The sequence below is a fragment of the Peribacillus sp. NPDC076916 genome (assembly GCF_050269675.1).
In the GTDB taxonomy this organism is placed as follows: Bacteria; Bacillota; Bacilli; order Bacillales; family DSM-1321; genus Peribacillus; species Peribacillus aracenensis.
In genome coordinates, this window is record NZ_JBNNIU010000002.1 from 1 (window position 1) to 19,623 (window position 19,623).

Consider the following 19,623-nt stretch of genomic DNA (forward strand, 5'->3'; position numbering starts at 1 on the left):
TTCTGATACGCCATATTCGCCGCTTAATTCTTTAACTGAATTACCCGAGTGATAAAGATCTACAATAGTCTTCTTGAATTCATTATTATATTTTTTACCTGTATTCTTACGTCCCAAGACGGACACATCCTCTCAAAAATCATTGTAAGGACTTAACTAAAATGTGTCCATGAAACTATACTAATTCCAATTGTACATAATGCGTTAGTCTTAACTTTCTGTGAATTTAAGAAACATTGCCTATAAAAAATAGTTAATAATACTTAAATTTTAGTAGTGATGAGCCGATACTACACTATAGAGATTAAGCCGAGGCACTTCGCAAAAGAAGATGTCAGATAGCTGCCATCAGAGTAAAAGGAGATTATTTGATGACAAAAAACAAATTCATTACGTTCGAGGAAGTATATGAAAAGAAACAGAGAAGTAAGAAAATTTTTATTGGGACTTATATCACTATTATTTTAGTTTTGATTTCATTAATGACTTATTTTATGGGGCAATCATAATCTTGGGTTGGAAGGGGCTGAGGAATCGGTCCTTTTTTGTTTTTTTATATCGACACGTATTTACCTAAAACTAACTAGTATTCATTCCTAAGTGATATTTCAGAAATGTTAAAATTGGGTAAATTTTTGGTTTTTAAACTAGTTTCTGCTTGCCAATCCCTACAATATATGTGATTATCAAAGATATGAGCTATATTCCTTATTTTTGAAAAAAGGATTAGGACAACAGTATGAAAAAGTGGCTCAATTATATATTGGAGTGGAAATTTCTAATGGATTTTTTTGATATTTTAAAAGACACTTTTGCCAAGGGTGAGTCTGGACAAGCTGTTTCTGTAAATGAACTTGTGGAAGAGATTAAGGAGAAATTAAGCGGGATCATAGAACAACCTGATAGTATATGATCCGTAGATACTTAGTCCCCATTTTGCTCGTTTCATGGGCGACGGTCATCTTCTTTTTTTTTATCGATGGAGAAGTCGTCATTGAATCTTAGAAATCATTTCAGATACATATACTTAAGGAGCATGTCTTACAACATGCTTCTTTTTTATGGTTTTCATTTATATATATAAATGAAAGATAACCTGTGAGGGTGATGAGGGTGAGGAGACAAGGTAAGATTCCGATAGGAGTATTGACGGCTATTCTCATGGTTTTAGTTGCAGGAGCTTGTATCATTTTTCTTTTTCCGAGCGGATCAGAAAGCGTGGTTGAAGATTTCTATAAGTATGAAAGTGAAGCGGAGTTCGGGAAATCCTGGGATTTGTTAAGTTCTGAAATGAAGCAGCGGTTTCCGGATCGGGCAGATTATGTGCAAAATCGGTCACATGTATTTTTACAGCATATGGATGTGGAGTCCTTTCAGTATGATGTAGGCCGTTCTAAGAAAGTGAAGAACTGGAAGTTGGATAAGAGTGGAAGGCTGCATAAAACGGCCTATGAAGTTCCAGTTACACAGGTCTTCAATTCTCGCTATGGAATGTTTACTTTGGAACAAAATTGCTATGTCGTCAAAGAAAAAGGCGAATGGCGTTTGTTATGGGATTATCGGTTTGAATAGATTCCTCTCCTTTTTCAGGCTCAAGTTCGTTTTATTGAAAAGGGAGAGGTGATGCTCTCATGTAGTGCCGGATAGATTTACTTCTCATGAAACATATTTCATTCTTGAACGATCACTGATGGCTTTCAGAATGAACATTTTGTCCTGTGTGCTTAGCATAGCCCAGCTGCCTGCTTTGATTTTCATTTAAATACACTCCTTTTGTTTTGGTTTATTTATGATAGTTGATGAAAGTTGGTTGTGGAATTCCAGGTCCAAAGAATAATTGAGTCTAGTGATGAAAGGGCAAGGGGAGATGGAATATTCAGCTCATATTAGATTATACCGTCTTTTAATGCCTAATAAACAACAAAAATTCCAACAAATCTCTACAATTGGTGTTCGTTTTTTGTCAGAATATTGGACGGGGAAAATGAAAAAGCTGTCAGGATGCGGGTCCGGACAGCTCTTTCATTTTTTCTTATTTAATGGATAATTGTTCTTTTAATTCGGATTGAACCTTTTCTTTTTCTTCATCCGACACAATATAATAGTAGATTCCGTCGATTTTCGTTCCGTTGCCGTTTATGGATGATTGGGTAATGCTTTTGCTTGCATCTCTGTAGTTCTTTTGGATGTCCATCATGTCATCAAACGTCAAATTAGTCTGGATATTATTACCGAGTGCATCGAAGACTTCATCGTATTTCGTCAAGGATGAAAGGCTTGCGCCTTCCTTGATGACTGCTTCGATGATGGCACGTTGTCTGGATTGACGGCCAAAATCACCACTTGGATCATCATGTCTCATTCTTGAATAGGCAAGGGCTTCTTTCCCGTTAAGGGTCTGCGTTCCTTTTGCAAAATGAATGCCATCGGAGGTGAAGTCCAGATCGTTTTGAACGGTCACGCCGCCGACTGCGTCAACGATATCCTTGAAGCCTTCCATATTGATCTTCATATAATAGTCGATTGGGATATCAAGGAAGTTTTCAACGGTATCCATGGACATTTTCGCTCCGCCGAAGGCAAATGCATGGTTGATTTTGTCCTGTGTACCATGACCGACGATCTCGGTCCGTGTATCACGCGGAATGCTTAGCATTTTGACCGATTTCTTTTGTGGATTGACTGTCAAGACGATCATTGTATCTGAACGCCCTTTGTCGCCATCACGTTCATCGACACCAAGCATGAGCATAGAGAATGGCTCCTGATCTGATAGGGCAAGGTCTTTCGTTCGTTTATCCGTGGTACGGTCTATTGGTGTATGCATCGTGTCAACAGTTTTAGTCAGATGATTCCATACGGAGTAGGCAAAAGCTCCCCCAGCTAATATGAAAAGTAGGACAATTATCCCGACTACCTTCAGCCATGTCCGTTTCTTTTTCTTCTTTTTTTCATGTCTCATATTTTACTTCCTTCCTCTTTTTGTAACCACTTCATCTATTATATTTAATTTCATAATAAAAGAATAGTATAATTTACTATTTTATAATACCTTTGACATATTTTGGTGTGTTGTTTACTAGTGATTAGAACAGATCTGAGGGGGTAGGAAGTTAGATTCATTAAAAGTTTAATGCAGTGACCGATTGAGAAATCTACACTTTTTTCGTTGTTTGTTGTGTAATTTGGCCTAGTGTTTATTTTTTTGTTTACATTCAGATATTTAGAGATTGCAAGTCTTTTTATAATCTGGATCTTACAGCCATTTATTATATTCTCTTTGATTTTTAAATGTTTAGATTATGAAGGGAAGATGTGATTGGGGATTTACAATCCCTCCCCAGTCTGCAGCGATGCTGTTTGGTCGTAAAATATTATGACGGCGGTAATTTTTGTCATTTCCATGTTTATGATGTTTTTATGGGGAGTGTTTCATGAACTCGAAAGGATTCAGCCTCTTTTTGTATCACTTCAGTGATGATATTTGGGCTGTACCGGCTTTTAGTGGTTCGTCGATGTAACTTGCTGTCTTACATCGACTTTGTGAGGCAAATGGTTATCATGAGAACATCCTTGATGAAGTCATTCTGATTAAGGATGGCGAGATCATCGCAAAGGGAAATGTCGAGGGCTTTCTTCACGAAAGTAGCGGGAAATCGGTGTTCGGTTGGCTTAAGGGACATTCATAGCTAATATGAAGGAAAAATAATAAAGTGGCTTCGAAAAAGATTCCGAGGTTATTTTTTTGTTTGCAAGGATAGAAGTTTTTCAATCTAATGAATTTGACCAGTCAAAACATATTTTCTGAATTTTGCAAAATGGATGGAGTGTTACTTTAAAATGGGTGATTAGGAAAGTCCCTATTAGAAAGAAGGCGCATATATATGCAGTACGGATATCCCTAAAGAATAATGAATATTGGAGGCTAAAGAATAAATGGAATATTCAACGGAAAGTTCAGCATACGAGAGTGAATCAACGGAAAGTTCAGCATACGAGAGTGAATCAACGGAAAGTTCAGCATACGAGAGTGAATCAACGGAAAGTTCAGCATACGAAAGTGAATCAACGGAGAGATCAGCGGACGAAAGTGAATCAGCGGAAAGTTCAGCGGGCGAGGGTGAATCAGCGGAAAGTTCAGCAGACGAAAGTGAATCAGCGGAAAGTTCAGCGGACGAGGATGAATCGACGGAAAGCTAATCGGATTTAATAAATATTTAAATTAGAAGATTACTTTAAAGTGGGTAATAAGCCAAGTTCCTATTAGATATGCAGTATGGATATCCCTAAGGATAAAATATATTGGAGGCTAAGAATAAATGGAATATTCAACGGAAAGTTCAGCGTACGAAAGTGAATCAACGGAAAGCTCATCATACGAGAGCGAATCAACGGAGAGCTCATCGAACGAGAGTGAATCAACGGAGAGTTCATCGTATGATAGTGAATCAACGGAAAGTTCATCAGATGAAAGCAGTTCAACGGAAAGCTCATCAGATGAAAGCAGTTCAACGGAAAGTTCAGCAGATGAAGGGAATTCAAATGAAATCCTTTCCGAGGCCGCAGAGGAAACTGAAAATTCAACGGAGGAAGAGGAGGATAGGAGTCCTCGCCGTGTGAATGTATTTAAGAAAATGTGGCTGGAAAATATGATTAAAGCTTCGAAGGGTATTTATAAAGAAGAAGATTGACTAAACAGGTACAGCAACTAGAAGTTGTTGTGCCTTCTTATGGAAAGGGACATGCCGTTAGCAACGGTAATTGACATATCCTCTTACTAAGTACGTGCTGATGAAACCTTAACAGATTGCGGATTAATTTCCGGGAAGGATTGGCCAAGCAAGGCAATTCAAATGGAATTTAGCCTAAGAGTTAAAGGTCTGGCCGGAGCGTTTGGCTGACGGTTGTACATACTGCTTGTGGATGATTTGGACACAATGGCTTACTGTTTGGATATAGGTTGTTTTTTACGGTCTCCAAATTCCCAGGTCAATATATCTAGAATTCTCTGGAATTATTCATCTAATCGGGATTTTAATAGAAGGAAGTTTCGAAATGGTGTTCGAAAAGTAGAAATCTTGACTGTGCCGATATGGAATGTAGCTGTACACTTTTCGACGAAAGTTGGCATCATTGATGGTGAATGTTCAAGGGGAGGAGTTTTTTGTCAAAAGGCATGTTAAAAGTTTTCATTTTTCACAAAAAAACTCCAGATCTGAAGTGATCCGGAGTTATTTTTTCTTCTCGATATTTTCGTAGACCGAGGCAAGGGCTTGTTCAAATTTCCCGCTCTTTTTCGGTTTGTAATATTTTTTGCTGCGCAGTTTGTCCGGTAAGTATTGTTGCTTCACCCAGCCATTCTCGTAGTTATGGGGATAAAGGTAGTCGATGCCTCGTCCGAGATCTGTGGCTCCTTTGTAATGGGCATCCTTAAGATGATCTGGTACATCTCCACTATGACCGCTGCGTATGTCGGAAAGCGCTGCATCAATTGCGACAATGGCCGTGTTTGATTTAGGTGATAGGCATAACTCGATCACTGAGTTGGCAAGTGGAATCCGGGCTTCGGGAAAACCGAGTCGTTCAGCGGCTTCGACTGCAGCGAGGGCCCTGGGACCAGCCTGCGGATTGGCAAGAGCTATGTCCTCGTAAGCGATGACTACCAAGCGGCGGGCAATGCTGACAAGATCACCGGCTTCGACCAAGCGCCCCAAATAATGAAGGGCTGCATTCACATCACTGCCGCGAATTGATTTTTGGAAAGCCGACAGTACATCATAATGGGCATCTCCATCCTTATCATGTGAGAAGCTTTTTTTCTGCATGCATTCCTCGGCAATTTGCAGATCTATATGAATGGTTCCGGATTCATCGGGTTCGGTGGAAATGACGGCGAGCTCAAGAGCGTTAAGGGCACTGCGGACATCTCCGTTCGAAGCGGTCGCGAAATGGGTGAGGGCATCAAGGCTGACATCGGTTTTATACGCACCAAGCCCCCGCTCTTCATCATGAAGTGCCCGTTCCAGGGCTTTGGTTATATCATTGGTATCCAATGATTTGAGCTCGAAAATCTGGCACCGGCTTCTGATGGCCGGATTGATGGCATGATAGGGATTGCTGGTTGTTGCACCAATCAAGGTGATCATCCCGTTTTCGAGATAAGGCAATAGGAAGTCCTGCTTCGCCTTATCGAGTCGATGAACCTCATCGAGCAGCAGAATCACTTTCCCGGACATCTTAGCCTCCGCTGCCACGATTTCCATATCCTTTTTATTATTGGTCACCGCGTTCAGCGTCCGGAAAGCAAACTTCGTGCTTCCGGCAATCGCACTTGCAATCGATGTCTTGCCAATTCCCGGCGGACCATACAGGATCATGGATGAAAGCTGTTTGGCTTTCACCATCCTCGCGATAATTTTTCCTTCACCGACCAGATGCTCCTGACCGATGATCTCATCAATCGACCGAGGCCGCATCCGGAAAGCAAGCGGTTTTATATTCATTGCGCACCTCTCCTTTTTATATAAGGTATCACAACTGATGGGGGAAATGCGCTGATTATGCTGTAAAAGAAGGCGAATTCGATTATGGCAGTTCCTTTGGGGATTTAATTTGTGCTGTAAGGAGATAAATCGACCTATCCTTCGATGAGGGAATTTAATAGATAAACTCTGCCTTTAGTCTGGCCTGAATGAGGCTGGTTTGTAATGGCAGGTTTAAAAAGGTATAGAAAGTCATGAAGTGCTGAAATGTGAGCAACAAGGGAAATGTACAAATAGGTACGGAAAATCCGCTTTCTTGATTGCTGCTCCAGGGAAAATGCAGAATACTCCGGTTCGGAGGGGGTAATCGTAATTCTATCATTCTCTAGCGGCTTGGGGATATAAGGAATGTGACCATCGGTAAATTAGATAATCGTTTTCGTTATATTTGTTATTTAATTCCTCAATTTTTGAAAGCATGCCATTCTTTTCTTTCATTTATCCTACCTCTCCAATAGGATAATTTGACAAATGGAGGGCGGGTGAATGCATTTCCGGCGGGAATATGCTATAATTTCAAAAGAATTTAGAAACGGATAAATAATTTGAGGTGTATATGTATGAAGATATCTACTAAAGGCCGTTATGGTTTGACGATCATGATCGAGCTTGCTAAACATTATGGAGAAGGACCGAAGAGTTTGAAATCGATTGCCCAGACGCATAATCTGTCGGAGCATTATTTGGAGCAATTGATTGCACCGCTTCGTAATGCGGGGTTGGTGAAGAGTGTCCGCGGTGCGTATGGCGGGTATGTCCTGTCTAAAGATCCCCAGGAGATTACTTCGGGTGATGTCATTCGTGTATTGGAAGGGCCGATTACCCCTGTTGAAGGAATTGAGGATGAGGAGCCGGTTAAGCGCCAGCTTTGGATCAGGATTCGCGATGCCGTGAAGGATGTATTGGATAATACGACGCTTATGGATTTGGCGAGCTACAAGGATACGGGTGAAATCGATTCTTATATGTACTATATTTAATTGATTAGCAATGCGCCTATTATGTAGGCGCTTGCGTTTTTTAATGGAGGCGACAAAAAAGTGGACAGAATATATTTAGATCATGCTGCTACTTCACCGATGCATCCGAAGGTGATCGATAGGATGATGACAGTCATGAGCCATGACTTCGGAAATCCATCGAGCATTCATGCTTTCGGGCGGGAGGCGCGTCATGTTTTGGATGTGGCGCGTTCGAGTATTGCGGCTAGCATCGGTGCGGGGCGGAATGAAATCATTTTCACGAGCGGTGGAACCGAGGCTGATAATACGGCGATCATAGGTGTTGCGAATGCTTATAAAGAAAAAGGGAAGCACATCATTACGACGGAGATCGAGCATCATGCGGTTTTGCATACATGCCAATACCTTGAGAAGTCTGGCTTTGAGGTCACGTATTTACCTGTGAATGAAGCGGGGCTTATTTCAATTGCCGATTTAAGGGCGGCATTGCGGGACGACACAATATTGGTTTCAGTCATGTTCGGCAATAATGAGGTTGGAACGATCCAGCCGATTGCTGAAATTGGACAGCTGCTTAAGGGGCATCAAGCCATTTTCCATACGGATGCGGTTCAGGCATATGGTTTGACCTCTATCGACGTTCGCGAGTTGGGAGTGGATTTGCTGAGTGTATCCGCTCATAAAATCAACGGTCCCAAAGGAATCGGTTTTCTTTATATGCGTGAAGGTTTGAAGCTGAATCCGCAATTATATGGCGGTGAACAAGAACGCAAGCGCCGTGCTGGTACGGAGAGTGTGCCGGCAATTGCCGGTTTTTCAGAAGCTGTTTCAATTGCACAAAGCACGATGGAAAAGAAAAAGGAGCAATACAAGCGATTTAAAGACGTATTGCTTGCCGTCTTTGCTGAGGCGGATGTACAATATGAAATTAACGGATCTATGGAACAGTCGCTGCCGCATTTGCTGAATGTCAGTTTTCCGGGTACGAATGTGGAATCGATGCTCGTCAATATGGACTTGGCAGGTGTTGCTGTATCGAGCGGATCCGCTTGTACTGCTGGGTCAATCGATCCGTCGCATGTGCTTGTGGCGATGTTCGGGAAAGATTCGGAGCGGACGAAGAATTCGATTCGTTTCAGCTTCGGTCTGAACAATACGGAAGAGGAAGTAAGGCAGGCGGCTGAAACCACCGTGAAAATCGTTAATAGATTAGTGGGAAGATAATTCCCGCTTTAAATAAATGAGGTGACAGAATGAGAAAAGCACCACAGGACACCCGTGTAGTCGTGGGTATGTCAGGAGGCGTGGATTCTTCTGTGTCAGCCCTGCTATTGAAGAATCAAGGCTATGATGTGGTCGGGATTTTCATGAAGAACTGGGATGATACAGATGAAAACGGAGTTTGTACGGCAACGGAAGATTACAATGATGTAATTGCCGTTTGTAATCAAATCGGCATCCCTTATTATGCGGTCAATTTCGAAAAGCAGTATTGGGATAAAGTTTTCACTTATTTCTTGGATGAGTATAAAGCGGGCCGTACCCCAAATCCGGATGTAATGTGCAATAAGGAAATCAAGTTCAAGGCCTTCCTTGAACATGCTGTAAGCCTTGGTGCCGATTATGTGGCTACAGGTCATTACGCACAGGTTGAATACCGGGATGGCGAATACAAAATGCTTCGCGGTATTGATAATAATAAAGATCAAACGTACTTCTTGAACCAGCTTACTCAAGAACAGTTGGAAAAAGTCATGTTCCCGCTTGGGCACATTGATAAGAAGGAAGTCCGTGAAATTGCGAAGGAAGCAGGCCTTGCCACGGCAACGAAAAAAGATTCCACCGGAATCTGTTTTATCGGTGAACGCAATTTCAAAGAGTTTTTAAGCAATTACCTCCCAGCTCAGCCCGGTGATATGGTCACGATGGATGGCAAGGTGATGGGCAAGCATGATGGTTTGATGTATTACACCATCGGTCAGCGCCACGGTCTGGGGATTGGCGGCAGCGGCGAACCTTGGTTTGTTGCGGGAAAAGACTTGAAGCGCAATGTTTTATATGTGTGTCAAGGCTTTGATAATGATGTGCTGTATTCGAATTCCCTTCGTGCAGTAAATGTCAGCTGGGTAGCGGAACATATACCGGCTGATGAATTTACATGTACGGCAAAGTTCAGGTACCGTCAAGTGGATAGCGGGGTTAAGGTGAAGGTATTGGAAAATGGTGATGTCGAAGTCATCTTTGACGAACCAGTCCGCGCGATCACGCCTGGACAAGCAGTCGTATTCTATGATGGTGAAGTGTGCCTTGGCGGCGGTACGATTGATGAAGTATTTAAAAAAGGTGAAAAACTGACTTACGTAGGGTAAAATAAGCATGTCCCCAGCTGTGTTTGCGGTTGGGGACTTCTTTTGGATTGCGGGTGTACCGCCTGAATTCGACCACTGGCTTATGCTATACTTTTTAATATAAAAATGGAGTGTGAATGGATATGGATAAGAATCAACAAGGAATTGAATTTATGCAGCAAGGGAAATACGAAGAAGCGGCGAAAGTTTTTAATGAGGCGATCGAGGAAAATCCGAATGAGCCTGTTGCCTACATAAACTTTGGGAATGTATTGACTGCCGTGGGTGAAACGGATAAAGCGGTCAAGTTTTACAAAAAGGCGATTGAGCTGGATGAAAATGCAGCAGCGGCTTACTATTCATTAGGAAACTTATATTATGAAACCGATTCTAAACTGGTCGAAGCGAAGGATATGTTTGAAAAGGCAATCCGTTTGGGACTGGATAACAGCGATGCCTACTTCATGCTTGGATTGACCTTGATGGCGTTAGATCAACCGAAATTGGCGATGCCTTATTTACAGAGAACGGTGGAGCTGAGCCCCGAGGACGTTGATGCGAGATTCCAATATGCGCTTTGTCTTGCCAATGCGGAATTGTATGATGAATTGATCAATCAACTGAATTTAGTTGTGGAACAGGATCCGGGCCATGCGGATGCTTATTATAATTTAGGGGTTGCGTTTGCAGGGTACCGTGAGGATGCGCAAGCAGCGATGGGTTATTTTGATAAGGCTTTGGAAGCACAGCCAGACCATATGCTTGCTGCGCACGGAAAGAAACTGATGGAAGAAATGAATGCTGAGTAAATAAACGGCATATGCATGGAAAGGTGGGGAGAAGCGTTGAGCCAGCAAGATTCGTTGGATTTGTTTTCAGAAGAGAAAATGTTCATGAAAGGAAGTCATTTAGTGACGATCTTTCATAATGAAGAAAACATGTACTCGGTTGTAAGAATTCGCGTGCATGAAACGAATCTGAATTATGAAGAGAAGGAAGCGGTCGTAACAGGTTATTTTCCAAGGATGCATGAGGATGAGATCTATATTTTTTATGGGGCCATGAAGGAACATCCGCGTTTTGGCCTTCAATACCATGTAGAGCATTTTCGCAAGGATCTGCCTCAATCCAAGGAAGGAATCGTCAGTTATTTATCCGGTGACCTTTTTAAGGGCATCGGGAAAAAAACAGCTGAAAGCATTGTTGAGACACTGGGTGAAAAGGCAATTTCAAAAATTCTGGCTCAGCCTTCGCTACTTGATGACATCCCGAAGCTATCCGGGGAAAAGGCAAAGGGTCTCTATGATACATTGGTCGAGCATCAAGGGCTGGAGCAGGTGATGATTGCCCTGAATCAATATGGCTTCGGTCCGCAGCTGTCGATGAAGATATATCAAATGTATAAGCAGGATACAATCACGATGGTTCAGGGAAATCCGTATAAGCTTGTTGAGGATATTGAAGGGATTGGCTTTGGAAGGGCGGATGAGCTTGGGCATCAGCTGGGCATTTCCGGCAGCCATCCCGATCGAATCAAGGCTGCGTGTTTGTATACGCTTGAATCACAATGCCTTCAGGACGGAAATATCTACATAGAAGCCGAGCAGCTATTGGAGGCTGTCAAACGTCTTCTGGAGGAAAATAAACGGGATCGTATTGAGTTTACGAACATTTCCTCGGAAATAATCGAATTGACGCAAGAGGGGAAAATAGTTGTCGAGGATCAACGAATTTATCCGCCTTCGCTATTCTATTCGGAAAAGGGAATCGTGATGAACATCAAGAGACTGCTTGCTCAAACCGAGTATGAGGACCAGTTCCCGGAATCGGAGTTCTTGCTGGCACTTGGAGAGCTTGAAGAACGGCTGGATGTATCTTATGCACCGGCCCAAAAGGAAGCGATCCAAACAGCCCTGCAATCACCCATGTTAATCTTGACGGGCGGACCTGGTACCGGTAAGACGACAGTCATCAAAGGCATCGTTGAGCTATATGCAGAGCTGCATGGTGTATCCATGGACATTAATGATTATAAAAAAGAAGGAAGCGATCCATTTCCATTCGTACTTGCGGCCCCTACTGGCCGTGCAGCGAAACGAATGGCCGAATCGACTGGGCTCCCGGCTGTTACGATTCACCGTTTGCTGGGGTGGAACGGGAGCGAAGGCTTTTCCCATGATGAGGATAATCAGCTGGATGGCCGTATCGTGATCATCGATGAGGTTTCCATGGTGGATACGTGGCTGGCCCATCAATTGTTTAAAGCTCTGCCGGAAAATGTCCAAGTGATATTGGTTGGTGATGAAGATCAGCTGCCATCTGTTGGACCTGGGCAGGTTTTAAAGGATTTGCTTGCATCGAATTGTGTACCGACTGTCAGTCTGGAACATATTTATCGTCAAGCTGATGGCTCATCGATCATTGAATTGGCCCATGAAATCAAAAAAGGAAGGCTTCCGGATGATGTCACGAAACAGCAAGAAGATCGATCGTTCATTCGCTGCCAAACTGGTCAAATCCCCCAAGTAATCGAGAAGGTGGTTGCCAATGCGAGGACGAAAGGCTTCACGGCCAAGGATATACAGGTGCTGGCTCCCATGTATAGAGGGCCTGCCGGGATTGATGCCCTGAATAAAATGCTTCAGGAAGTGTTCAATAGCAATGCGAATGAGAAGAGGCGGGAAATAAAATTCGGAGATGTGATATACAGAACGGGAGATAAGGTGCTTCAACTGGTGAACCAACCGGAGGAGGGGGTCTTTAATGGCGATATGGGTGAAATCGTGTCCATCTTGTTCGCTAAAGAAAATACCGATCATGTCGATAAAGTAATCATATCATTCGAAGGCATCGAAGTGACTTATACGAAACAGGACTTGAACCAGATAACACATGCCTATTGCTGCTCCATCCATAAGTCGCAGGGAAGTGAATTCCCCATTGTCATTTTACCTGTAGTGAAAAGTTATTATCGGATGCTCCGCCGTAATTTATTGTATACGGCAATTACCCGCAGTAAAAATTTCTTGATCCTATGTGGCGAAGAAGATGCATTCCGTTTAGGGATCGAGCGGAATGATGAGATGCGCCGAAAAACGACTTTGCGTGAAAAGCTGCAAGAGATTTTGAGTGAAGAAGAAATGCCGGCGGAAAAGGAAGAGGTACATCAACAATCAAGTTATCTTGATATTCTCATGCATGCTGATCCGATGATCGGGATGGAGAATGTCACGCCATATGATTTTATGTAGCTGGTTCTATTTGATGAATTTTGTTTAAAATTCATAGTTCTGGTGGAACTATAGAATATAACTTTTTTGTGAAAGAGTAGGGGGGATTGGATGAAAAAAGGTTGGATAATAGGAATAGTCGTTGTCGTTTTATTGGTCATCTTTGGTGCATCTTCGTACAACGGCCTTGTAAGTGCAAGTGAAGACGTCGATAATAAATGGTCACAGGTGGATAACCAATTAAAACGGAGAGCGGATTTGATTCCGAATCTTGTGGAAACGGTGAAGGGTTATGCTTCGCATGAAACGGAAGCCATTAAAGCGGTGAGCGATGCACGCTCGAAGCTGGCCGGTGCCAATTCGACTGAAGATGCAATTGCAGCCGACCAAGAATTGAGCGGGGCCTTGAGCCGGCTTTTGGTGGTTGTTGAGAACTATCCGGATTTAAAGGCCAATGAGAACTTCAAGGGTCTCATGGATAGTTTGGAAGGAACGGAAAATCGGCTGACTGTAGCCCGAAAAGACTATAATGATGAAGTTACCAACTATAATAAAATGATTAAACGCTTTCCGAAGAATATGATGGCAGGAGCGTTCGGGTTCGATGCCAAACCATATTTTGAAGTGACCAATCAAGAAAAAGAAACGCCAAAGGTTGATTTCGGGAGCGATAAATAATGAAAAAACTCGCTGTGTTTGCGCTATTCTTCATTCTCACGTTCAGTTTAGCAAACGTGGCCGCAGCACAACCTAACATTCCTGAACCAATTGGGGATATTTATGTTCAGGACTTTGCCGGAGTCCTGAGTGAACAGGAAAAATCCGAACTCATCGAACTAGGGAAACGATTGGATGATGCCACAAAAGCACAAATTTCCGTTTTGACGGTTGATTCGATGGAAGGATCCGAGATCGAGGAGTACTCGGTCGAGGCATTGAGATCATTCAAGCTTGGGGATGCCGAGCTGAACAATGGAGTCCTTATTGTGCTGGCCATGGAAGAACAGAAAATCCGTATTGAAGTGGGGTACGGTTTGGAAGGGGCCATTACCGATATAAAATCTGGACAGATTTTGGACGATGTGGCTATCCCTGCGCTGAAAGAGGGTAAATATGATGTGGCCCTGACGGAAACTTATAAGGCCGTATATAACGATGTCACGAAAGAATACAACCTAGGTGACGAGTTTTATCAAGATCTTTCCGTTCAGCCCGAGTCAGAAAACTTTCAGCCATCAGGTTTACAGATTTTCCTGATTATCATCGTTGTCATCATCGTATTCATCCTCGATGCCAAGTTCTTTAAAGGATTTTTCCTTCAAACGCTAATCAATATCCTTTTGATATTCATCAGTCGCGGAGGCGGCGGCCGTGGAGGCGGAAGCGGCGGTCCACGGGGCGGCGGAGGAGGAAGTTCCGGTGGCGGAGGTGCCAGCAGAGGATGGTAAAGCAGTGGGTCTGACCGGGAAACCGGTCTTTTTTTTATGCTTGGTCCCTGTATTTTAAGGAAGTTGGACCAACAATGGAAAACCTTTCAGCACATCTATTTTCAGCAGGAAAGAGATAATAAAAATGTTCGGAAAGGCGGGATGACCTTGCGGACGTTTTCTTTATTGAAAGGAATGCCGGTTTTTACGATCAAAGGAGAAAGAATCGGCACGGTCCACGATTTATCAATTTCTGAAATGGGACAAGTAACAGGGTTGGTCGTTCATCAACAAGCATTGTTCAAAAGAGCTTTTCATTTGGAACTTGACGGCATTTCTTCATTCGGTCCGGATGGGATCGTGATCAGGCAACAAGATTCTGCCTTAAGTAAAGTGCCTGCGGATTCCATTTGCCTATCGAAGGACGAGTTATTGGGACGCATGCTCTTTTCAGAAATGGGTGAAGAACTTGGTTTACTGCAGGATGTATATTTCAAGGAGAAAATGGGCACGATTATAGCGTATGAAACAACGGATGGGTTTTTCTCTGAGTCGACAGTGATAGAATCAAAACAGCCGCCAGCATTAGGGAAGGATACCATCATTGTTTCAGTTTATGAACAGTGAGGTGTCCATTTTGGAAATTAAATGTCCGAATTGCCGCAGTAAAGATGTCGGGAAGATTGGTGTAAATCAATATTATTGTTGGAATTGCTTTATTGAAATGACCCTATCCGAAGGGCTCATTAATACGCATCAGGTCGAGGAAGATGGAAGTTTAAGCTCATTGGACGATTTGTTTGAGGAAAATGACCGCCGCTTCAGTATGTAATTAACGGAAGAGGTGTTTGCAAATGGCTAGACGTTCACGCAATACTCTAATGAATATGGGTTCGGACTTGATGAACTCGAAGATGATCAAACGGAACATGAAGAAAATACGCAAAAGATTAAAATCATTATTATAGCAGGAATGGGTGTCCTGAATTAATGAGGGCACTCTTTTTTATGTATGAAAACCTTCCGCCTTTCGAAGAATAAATGAGCGGGAGGTGTTTATTGTGAGTATTCGTTTAAAATGGTTTTATCGCCTGGGTTTTTTATTGCTCTTATTTTTCGTTATCTATATTTTTATGAAACTCAAACCCATGTGGGGACCTGCCGTTACTGTATGCGTGACGGTACTGCTGCCTTTTTTGATTGGTGCGTTCATCAGTTACTTGCTGCACCCTGTAGTGGAATATTTAAATGAGAAAGGGATGCGTCGCTGGCTTTCGATTACGATCATCTATTTGTTGTTTTTCGGAGGGATCGGCTTTGCTGTTTATAAAGGTATTCCAATGATCGTCAGCCAGGTTCGCGAGCTGTCGGAAAGCGTGCCGGAACTGGTTGAACAGTACCGGGGCAGGATTGATAAGCTCAATCATCAAACGGCGGCCTGGCCGTTCGGAATTCATGAAAGATTCGAAGAAGGTGTCACCCTTTTCGAAGGTTGGCTGAAGGGTATACCTGAAAAGGCGATGGAGTATGCAATGAAGATGATTGATTTCATCGTCCTGATTGCGTTGATTCCATTCATTGCTTTTTATATCCTAAAGGATTTCACTGTGTTAAAAAAAATGGCATGGTATATGACCCCGAAAAAATGGCGCAAGCAGGGACGGGCTTTCATTCGTGATGTGGATGCGTCGCTTGGCGGCTATATCCGCGGACAAATCATCGTTTGTGTCGTGATCGGTTTGATTTCCTCGCTGCTCTTCTGGATAGTCGGAATGAAATATCCGCTTCTATTGGGGGCGATAATCGGTATAACGAATGTCATCCCGTATTTCGGGCCGATTATCGGGGCCATTCCCGCAGTGGTCATCGCAGCGACAATGTCAGTTAAAATGGTGTTGATCATCGCGGTCATCGTGCTCGTACTTCAATTTCTTGAGGGAAATATCCTGTCACCGTTAATAGTCGGTAAAAGCCTCCATATGCATCCTTTGTTCATCATGCTTGCATTATTGGCCGGGGGCGAAATAGGCGGTATCGTGGGCATGGTCGTTTCGATTCCCCTCTTGGCTGTGTTGAAAGTTTTTGTACTTCATGCCCGCGTTCACTTTAGAAAGAAGCCGCCCCTTATTGACAAATAAAAGTCTTGTGAATATAATCCATTACATAAGATAATTCGTTGAAGGATGAAGTATGCTGAAGTCCATCTAAAAGAGAGGGGTCCCCCAGGCTGAAAGGGACTGCCAGGTGAAGAGCAGCAGAAAGCTAGTCCTGAGAGCAGCTAATACCTGCCGTCATGCCGCGTTAAGGCTTTTATGAAGGTGATGGGCCTAGGTGAATTCTTGCGTCCATAATCAGGGTGGTACCGCGAGTCAACTCTCGTCCCTGTTTTTGGGATGGGGGTTTTTTGTGTGCTCAAAATTACATAATTTTAAAAGGAGGATATATATGAAGTATTTAACTGGTGCTCAAATCCGCCAAATGTATTTAGATTTTTTTAGTGAAAAAGGCCATAACATCGAACCAAGTGCGTCATTGGTTCCTCATGAAGATCCATCACTGCTTTGGATCAATTCCGGGGTGGCGACGTTAAAGAAATATTTTGATGGACGGGTGATTCCTGAAAATCCAAGGATCACAAATGCCCAAAAGGCCATCCGTACGAACGATATTGAAAACGTGGGGAAAACGGCACGTCATCATACGTTTTTCGAAATGCTCGGAAACTTCTCCATTGGTGAATACTTCAAAGAAGAAGCCATTACATGGGCTTGGGAGTTTTTGACGGATGAAAAATGGATTGGCTTCGACAAAGAGAAATTGGCTGTAACGATCCATCCTGAAGATGATGAAGCATTCGAACTCTGGAATAAGAAAATCGGTGTTCCTGCTGAAAGGATCATTCGCCTGGAAGAAAACTTCTGGGATATCGGTGAGGGTCCAAGCGGCCCGAATACAGAGATTTTCTATGACCGGGGACCGGCATATGGCGATGATCCTAATGATCCGGAACTATATCCTGGCGGGGAAAATGAACGTCATCTGGAAGTCTGGAACCTTGTGTTTTCTCAATTCAACCATAATCCTGATGGTTCTTACACACCTCTTCCAAAGAAGAATATCGATACAGGAATGGGCCTTGAACGTATGGCTTCCGTCGTTCAAGATGTAGCGACGAACTATGATACAGATTTATTCATGCCGATCATCCGGGCAGTCGAAGAGATTTCCGATGTGAAGTATGGTGCCGATACAGAAAAAGATGTTGCCTTCAAGGTCATTGCCGACCATATTCGTACGGTAGCCTTTGCAGTAGGTGACGGGGCTCTTCCATCCAACGAAGGCCGCGGTTATGTATTGCGCCGTTTACTCCGCAGAGCGGTTCGATATGCTAAGCAAATCAACATCAATCGACCATTCATGTTTGAGCTTGTGACGGTCGTAGGCGAAATCATGAAAGACTTCTACCCTGAAGTCCTCAAGAATAAAGAGTTCATTGCAAAAGTAATCAAAAATGAAGAGGAACGCTTCCATGAAACCCTGAATGATGGACTGTCCATCCTTTCTGAAGTCATTAAAAAGGAAAAGGAAAAAGGCGGTACGACCATTCCGGGCAGTGATGCATTCCGTTTATATGACACATATGGTTTCCCGATTGAGTTAACGGAAGAATATGCAGAAGAAGAAGGCATGACGGTCGATCAAGCCGGATTTGAAAAAGAGATGGATGCACAGCGTGAACGTGCCCGTTCAGCGCGTCAAGATGTGGATTCGATGCAAATCCAAGGCGGGGTATTGGGCGATATAAAAGTTGAAAGTGAATTTGTCGGCTATGATCAAGTAGCTGTCGAAGCCAAAGTTGCTGCCATCGTAAAAAATGGCGAGCTTGTAACGGAGGCAGAAGAAGGAGAAGAAGTTCAAGTGATACTGAACAAGACTCCTTTCTACGCGGAAAGCGGCGGACAAATAGCCGATATAGGAACGATGGCCAGTGAATCCGTGAAGGTTGATGTCCATGATGTCCAAAAAGCCCCTAATGGCCAAAACCTGCACCGTGTAACGGTTACTGCCGGCACTTTAACAGCAGATTCCAATATCGTCGCTGCGGTAAATCAAGAAAACCGCATCCATATCACGAAAAACCATACAGCGACGCACCTTCTGCATCAGGCGTTGAAAGATGTGCTTGGTACACATGTCAACCAAGCTGGTTCACTCGTACAGGCTGAGCGCCTTCGCTTCGACTTCTCTCATTTTGGTCAGATAACGGCGGAAGAGATTGAACAAATCGAAACGATTGTAAATGAAAAGATTTGGCAAAGCTTACAAGTGAATACGGACTATAAAAACATCGATGAAGCAAAAGCTATGGGCGCTATGGCCTTGTTCGGCGAAAAATACGGCAAGGTTGTCCGTGTCGTTCAAATAGGTGATTACAGCCTAGAACTTTGCGGCGGTGTCCATGTTCCGAATACAGCGGTAATCGGCTTGTTCAAAATCGTTTCCGAAAGCGGCATCGGAGCTGGGACTCGCCGTATAGAAGCGGTAACGGGTGCCGGGGCATACCAATTGATGACTGAGCAAATCGGTGTCTTGAAGGACGCAGCTGCTAAATTGAAAACAAACTTGAAAGACGTACCTTCAAGAATTGAAACGGTACTGGCAGAAGTGAAGGATCTTCATCGTGAGAATGAAAGCCTTACTGCAAAATTAAGCAATATCGAAGCAAGCAGCCTTGTTTCTAACGTAAAAGAAGTAAATGGGGTTCAAGTATTGGTGGCAAAGGTTCAAGCTACCGACATGAATAATCTGCGTGCCATGGCGGATGATTTGAAACAAAAGCTCGATTCTGTCATCATCGTATTAGGTTCGGCCCAAGGTGATAAAGTCAATTTGATTGCCGGGGTGACCAAGGATTACATCGATCGCGGTTTCCATGCTGGTAAATTGGTCAAAGAAGTTGCTTCCCGCTGCGGCGGTGGCGGCGGCGGCCGTCCAGATATGGCCCAAGCCGGCGGAAAAGACCCTGAAAAATTGGATTCAGCACTTAATTTTGTTGAAGAATGGGTCTTATCGATTTCATAATCAATGGAAAGTGTTGTACAATGTAGGTAATA

The 19,623-nt window shown here is 43.3% G+C and carries 17 protein-coding genes; 15 read left to right on the forward strand and 2 right to left on the reverse strand.

Features of this window, described 5'->3' with window-relative positions:
- Positions 1 to 781 precede the first annotated feature (781 nt).
- Together ACQKFG_RS04920 and ACQKFG_RS04925 are read left to right on the forward strand one after the other, a co-directional pair.
- Positions 782 to 913 (forward strand): hypothetical protein, encoded by a 132-nt coding sequence (locus ACQKFG_RS04920; RefSeq protein WP_427556782.1) that lies wholly within the window; start codon positions 782 to 784, stop codon positions 911 to 913.
- A 200-nt stretch (positions 914 to 1,113) separates the two neighbouring features.
- Complete coding sequence (locus tag ACQKFG_RS04925; protein ID WP_427556785.1) at positions 1,114 to 1,572, forward strand: hypothetical protein; 459 nt, start codon at positions 1,114 to 1,116, stop codon at positions 1,570 to 1,572.
- Between the two features lie 460 nt (positions 1,573 to 2,032).
- On the opposite strand, the gene ACQKFG_RS04930 is transcribed toward ACQKFG_RS04925, so the two are convergent.
- Positions 2,033 to 2,962, reverse strand: a complete 930-nt coding sequence (locus tag ACQKFG_RS04930; protein ID WP_342614195.1) for a LytR family transcriptional regulator — start codon at positions 2,960 to 2,962, stop codon at positions 2,033 to 2,035.
- A 974-nt stretch (positions 2,963 to 3,936) separates the two neighbouring features.
- On the opposite strand from ACQKFG_RS04930, the gene ACQKFG_RS04935 reads away from it, so the two are divergent.
- Positions 3,937 to 4,200, forward strand: coding sequence for a hypothetical protein (locus tag ACQKFG_RS04935; RefSeq protein ID WP_427556789.1), 264 nt, complete (start codon positions 3,937 to 3,939; stop codon positions 4,198 to 4,200).
- 119 nt (positions 4,201 to 4,319) lie between these two features.
- Positions 4,320 to 4,691, forward strand: a complete 372-nt coding sequence (locus tag ACQKFG_RS04940; RefSeq protein ID WP_427556791.1) for a hypothetical protein — start codon at positions 4,320 to 4,322, stop codon at positions 4,689 to 4,691.
- Between the two features lie 540 nt (positions 4,692 to 5,231).
- Here the strand turns inward: ACQKFG_RS04940 and ACQKFG_RS04945 are convergent.
- Entirely contained in the window at positions 5,232 to 6,503 is a 1,272-nt protein-coding gene (locus tag ACQKFG_RS04945) for a replication-associated recombination protein A (protein WP_342614192.1), read from the reverse strand.
- Between the two features lie 599 nt (positions 6,504 to 7,102).
- Between ACQKFG_RS04945 and cymR the strand changes: the two genes are divergently transcribed.
- The 11 genes from cymR (at position 7,103) to alaS (ending at position 19,591) form a co-directional block, all read left to right on the forward strand.
- The gene (gene cymR / locus ACQKFG_RS04950) at positions 7,103 to 7,522 is read left to right on the forward strand and encodes a cysteine metabolism transcriptional regulator CymR (RefSeq protein ID WP_034308657.1); all 420 of its coding nucleotides are present in this window, start codon (positions 7,103 to 7,105) and stop codon (positions 7,520 to 7,522) included.
- A 60-nt stretch (positions 7,523 to 7,582) separates the two neighbouring features.
- A complete protein-coding gene (locus ACQKFG_RS04955) occupies positions 7,583 to 8,728 on the forward strand; it encodes a cysteine desulfurase family protein (protein WP_427556794.1) in 1,146 nt (381 codons plus the stop codon).
- Between the two features lie 29 nt (positions 8,729 to 8,757).
- Positions 8,758 to 9,873 (forward strand): tRNA 2-thiouridine(34) synthase MnmA, encoded by a 1,116-nt coding sequence (gene mnmA, locus ACQKFG_RS04960; RefSeq protein ID WP_349727949.1) that lies wholly within the window; start codon positions 8,758 to 8,760, stop codon positions 9,871 to 9,873.
- A 122-nt stretch (positions 9,874 to 9,995) separates the two neighbouring features.
- Positions 9,996 to 10,661, forward strand: coding sequence for a tetratricopeptide repeat protein (locus tag ACQKFG_RS04965; RefSeq protein WP_342614189.1), 666 nt, complete (start codon positions 9,996 to 9,998; stop codon positions 10,659 to 10,661).
- A gap of 36 nt (positions 10,662 to 10,697) precedes the next feature.
- Positions 10,698 to 13,103, forward strand: coding sequence for an SF1B family DNA helicase RecD2 (gene recD2 / locus ACQKFG_RS04970; protein ID WP_342614188.1), 2,406 nt, complete (start codon positions 10,698 to 10,700; stop codon positions 13,101 to 13,103).
- Between the two features lie 90 nt (positions 13,104 to 13,193).
- Positions 13,194 to 13,760, forward strand: a complete 567-nt coding sequence (locus tag ACQKFG_RS04975; protein ID WP_192205818.1) for a LemA family protein — start codon at positions 13,194 to 13,196, stop codon at positions 13,758 to 13,760.
- Positions 13,760 to 14,530 carry a TPM domain-containing protein gene (locus tag ACQKFG_RS04980; RefSeq protein ID WP_192205816.1) on the forward strand — a complete coding sequence of 257 codons (771 nt, stop codon included), beginning with the start codon at positions 13,760 to 13,762 and terminating at the stop codon, positions 14,528 to 14,530. Before ACQKFG_RS04975 ends, ACQKFG_RS04980 begins: the two co-directional genes overlap by 1 nt.
- A gap of 147 nt (positions 14,531 to 14,677) precedes the next feature.
- Positions 14,678 to 15,136 carry a PRC-barrel domain-containing protein gene (locus ACQKFG_RS04985; protein ID WP_370662555.1) on the forward strand — a complete coding sequence of 153 codons (459 nt, stop codon included), beginning with the start codon at positions 14,678 to 14,680 and terminating at the stop codon, positions 15,134 to 15,136.
- On the forward strand, positions 15,126 to 15,341 hold the full coding sequence (locus ACQKFG_RS04990; RefSeq protein WP_063233024.1) for a hypothetical protein: 216 nt from the start codon (positions 15,126 to 15,128) through the stop codon (positions 15,339 to 15,341). The genes ACQKFG_RS04985 and ACQKFG_RS04990 overlap by 11 nt, the downstream gene beginning before the upstream one ends.
- 229 nt (positions 15,342 to 15,570) lie before the next feature.
- Positions 15,571 to 16,647 carry an AI-2E family transporter gene (locus tag ACQKFG_RS04995; RefSeq protein ID WP_427556801.1) on the forward strand — a complete coding sequence of 359 codons (1,077 nt, stop codon included), beginning with the start codon at positions 15,571 to 15,573 and terminating at the stop codon, positions 16,645 to 16,647.
- Positions 16,648 to 16,954: 307 nt separating this feature from the next.
- Entirely contained in the window at positions 16,955 to 19,591 is a 2,637-nt protein-coding gene (alaS, locus tag ACQKFG_RS05000) for an alanine--tRNA ligase (RefSeq protein ID WP_342614186.1), read from the forward strand.
- Positions 19,592 to 19,623 lie beyond the last annotated feature (32 nt).

Excerpts from the sequence above, each read along its gene's own strand:
- ACQKFG_RS04945 (WP_342614192.1), bottom strand. The coding sequence starts at position 6,503 with ATGAATATAAAACCGCTTGCTTTCCGGATGCGGCCTCGGTCGATTGAT.
- ACQKFG_RS04990 (WP_063233024.1), top strand. The coding sequence starts at position 15,126 with ATGAACAGTGAGGTGTCCATTTTGGAAATTAAATGTCCGAATTGCCGC.
- alaS (WP_342614186.1), top strand. The coding sequence starts at position 16,955 with ATGAAGTATTTAACTGGTGCTCAAATCCGCCAAATGTATTTAGATTTT.
- cymR (WP_034308657.1), top strand. The coding sequence starts at position 7,103 with ATGAAGATATCTACTAAAGGCCGTTATGGTTTGACGATCATGATCGAG.
- ACQKFG_RS04980 (WP_192205816.1), top strand. The coding sequence starts at position 13,760 with ATGAAAAAACTCGCTGTGTTTGCGCTATTCTTCATTCTCACGTTCAGT.
- ACQKFG_RS04930 (WP_342614195.1), bottom strand. The coding sequence starts at position 2,962 with ATGAGACATGAAAAAAAGAAGAAAAAGAAACGGACATGGCTGAAGGTA.
- ACQKFG_RS04920 (WP_427556782.1), top strand. The coding sequence starts at position 782 with ATGGATTTTTTTGATATTTTAAAAGACACTTTTGCCAAGGGTGAGTCT.
- ACQKFG_RS04965 (WP_342614189.1), top strand. The coding sequence starts at position 9,996 with ATGGATAAGAATCAACAAGGAATTGAATTTATGCAGCAAGGGAAATAC.
- ACQKFG_RS04935 (WP_427556789.1), top strand. The coding sequence starts at position 3,937 with ATGGAATATTCAACGGAAAGTTCAGCATACGAGAGTGAATCAACGGAA.
- mnmA (WP_349727949.1), top strand. The coding sequence starts at position 8,758 with ATGAGAAAAGCACCACAGGACACCCGTGTAGTCGTGGGTATGTCAGGA.
- ACQKFG_RS04940 (WP_427556791.1), top strand. The coding sequence starts at position 4,320 with ATGGAATATTCAACGGAAAGTTCAGCGTACGAAAGTGAATCAACGGAA.
- ACQKFG_RS04975 (WP_192205818.1), top strand. The coding sequence starts at position 13,194 with ATGAAAAAAGGTTGGATAATAGGAATAGTCGTTGTCGTTTTATTGGTC.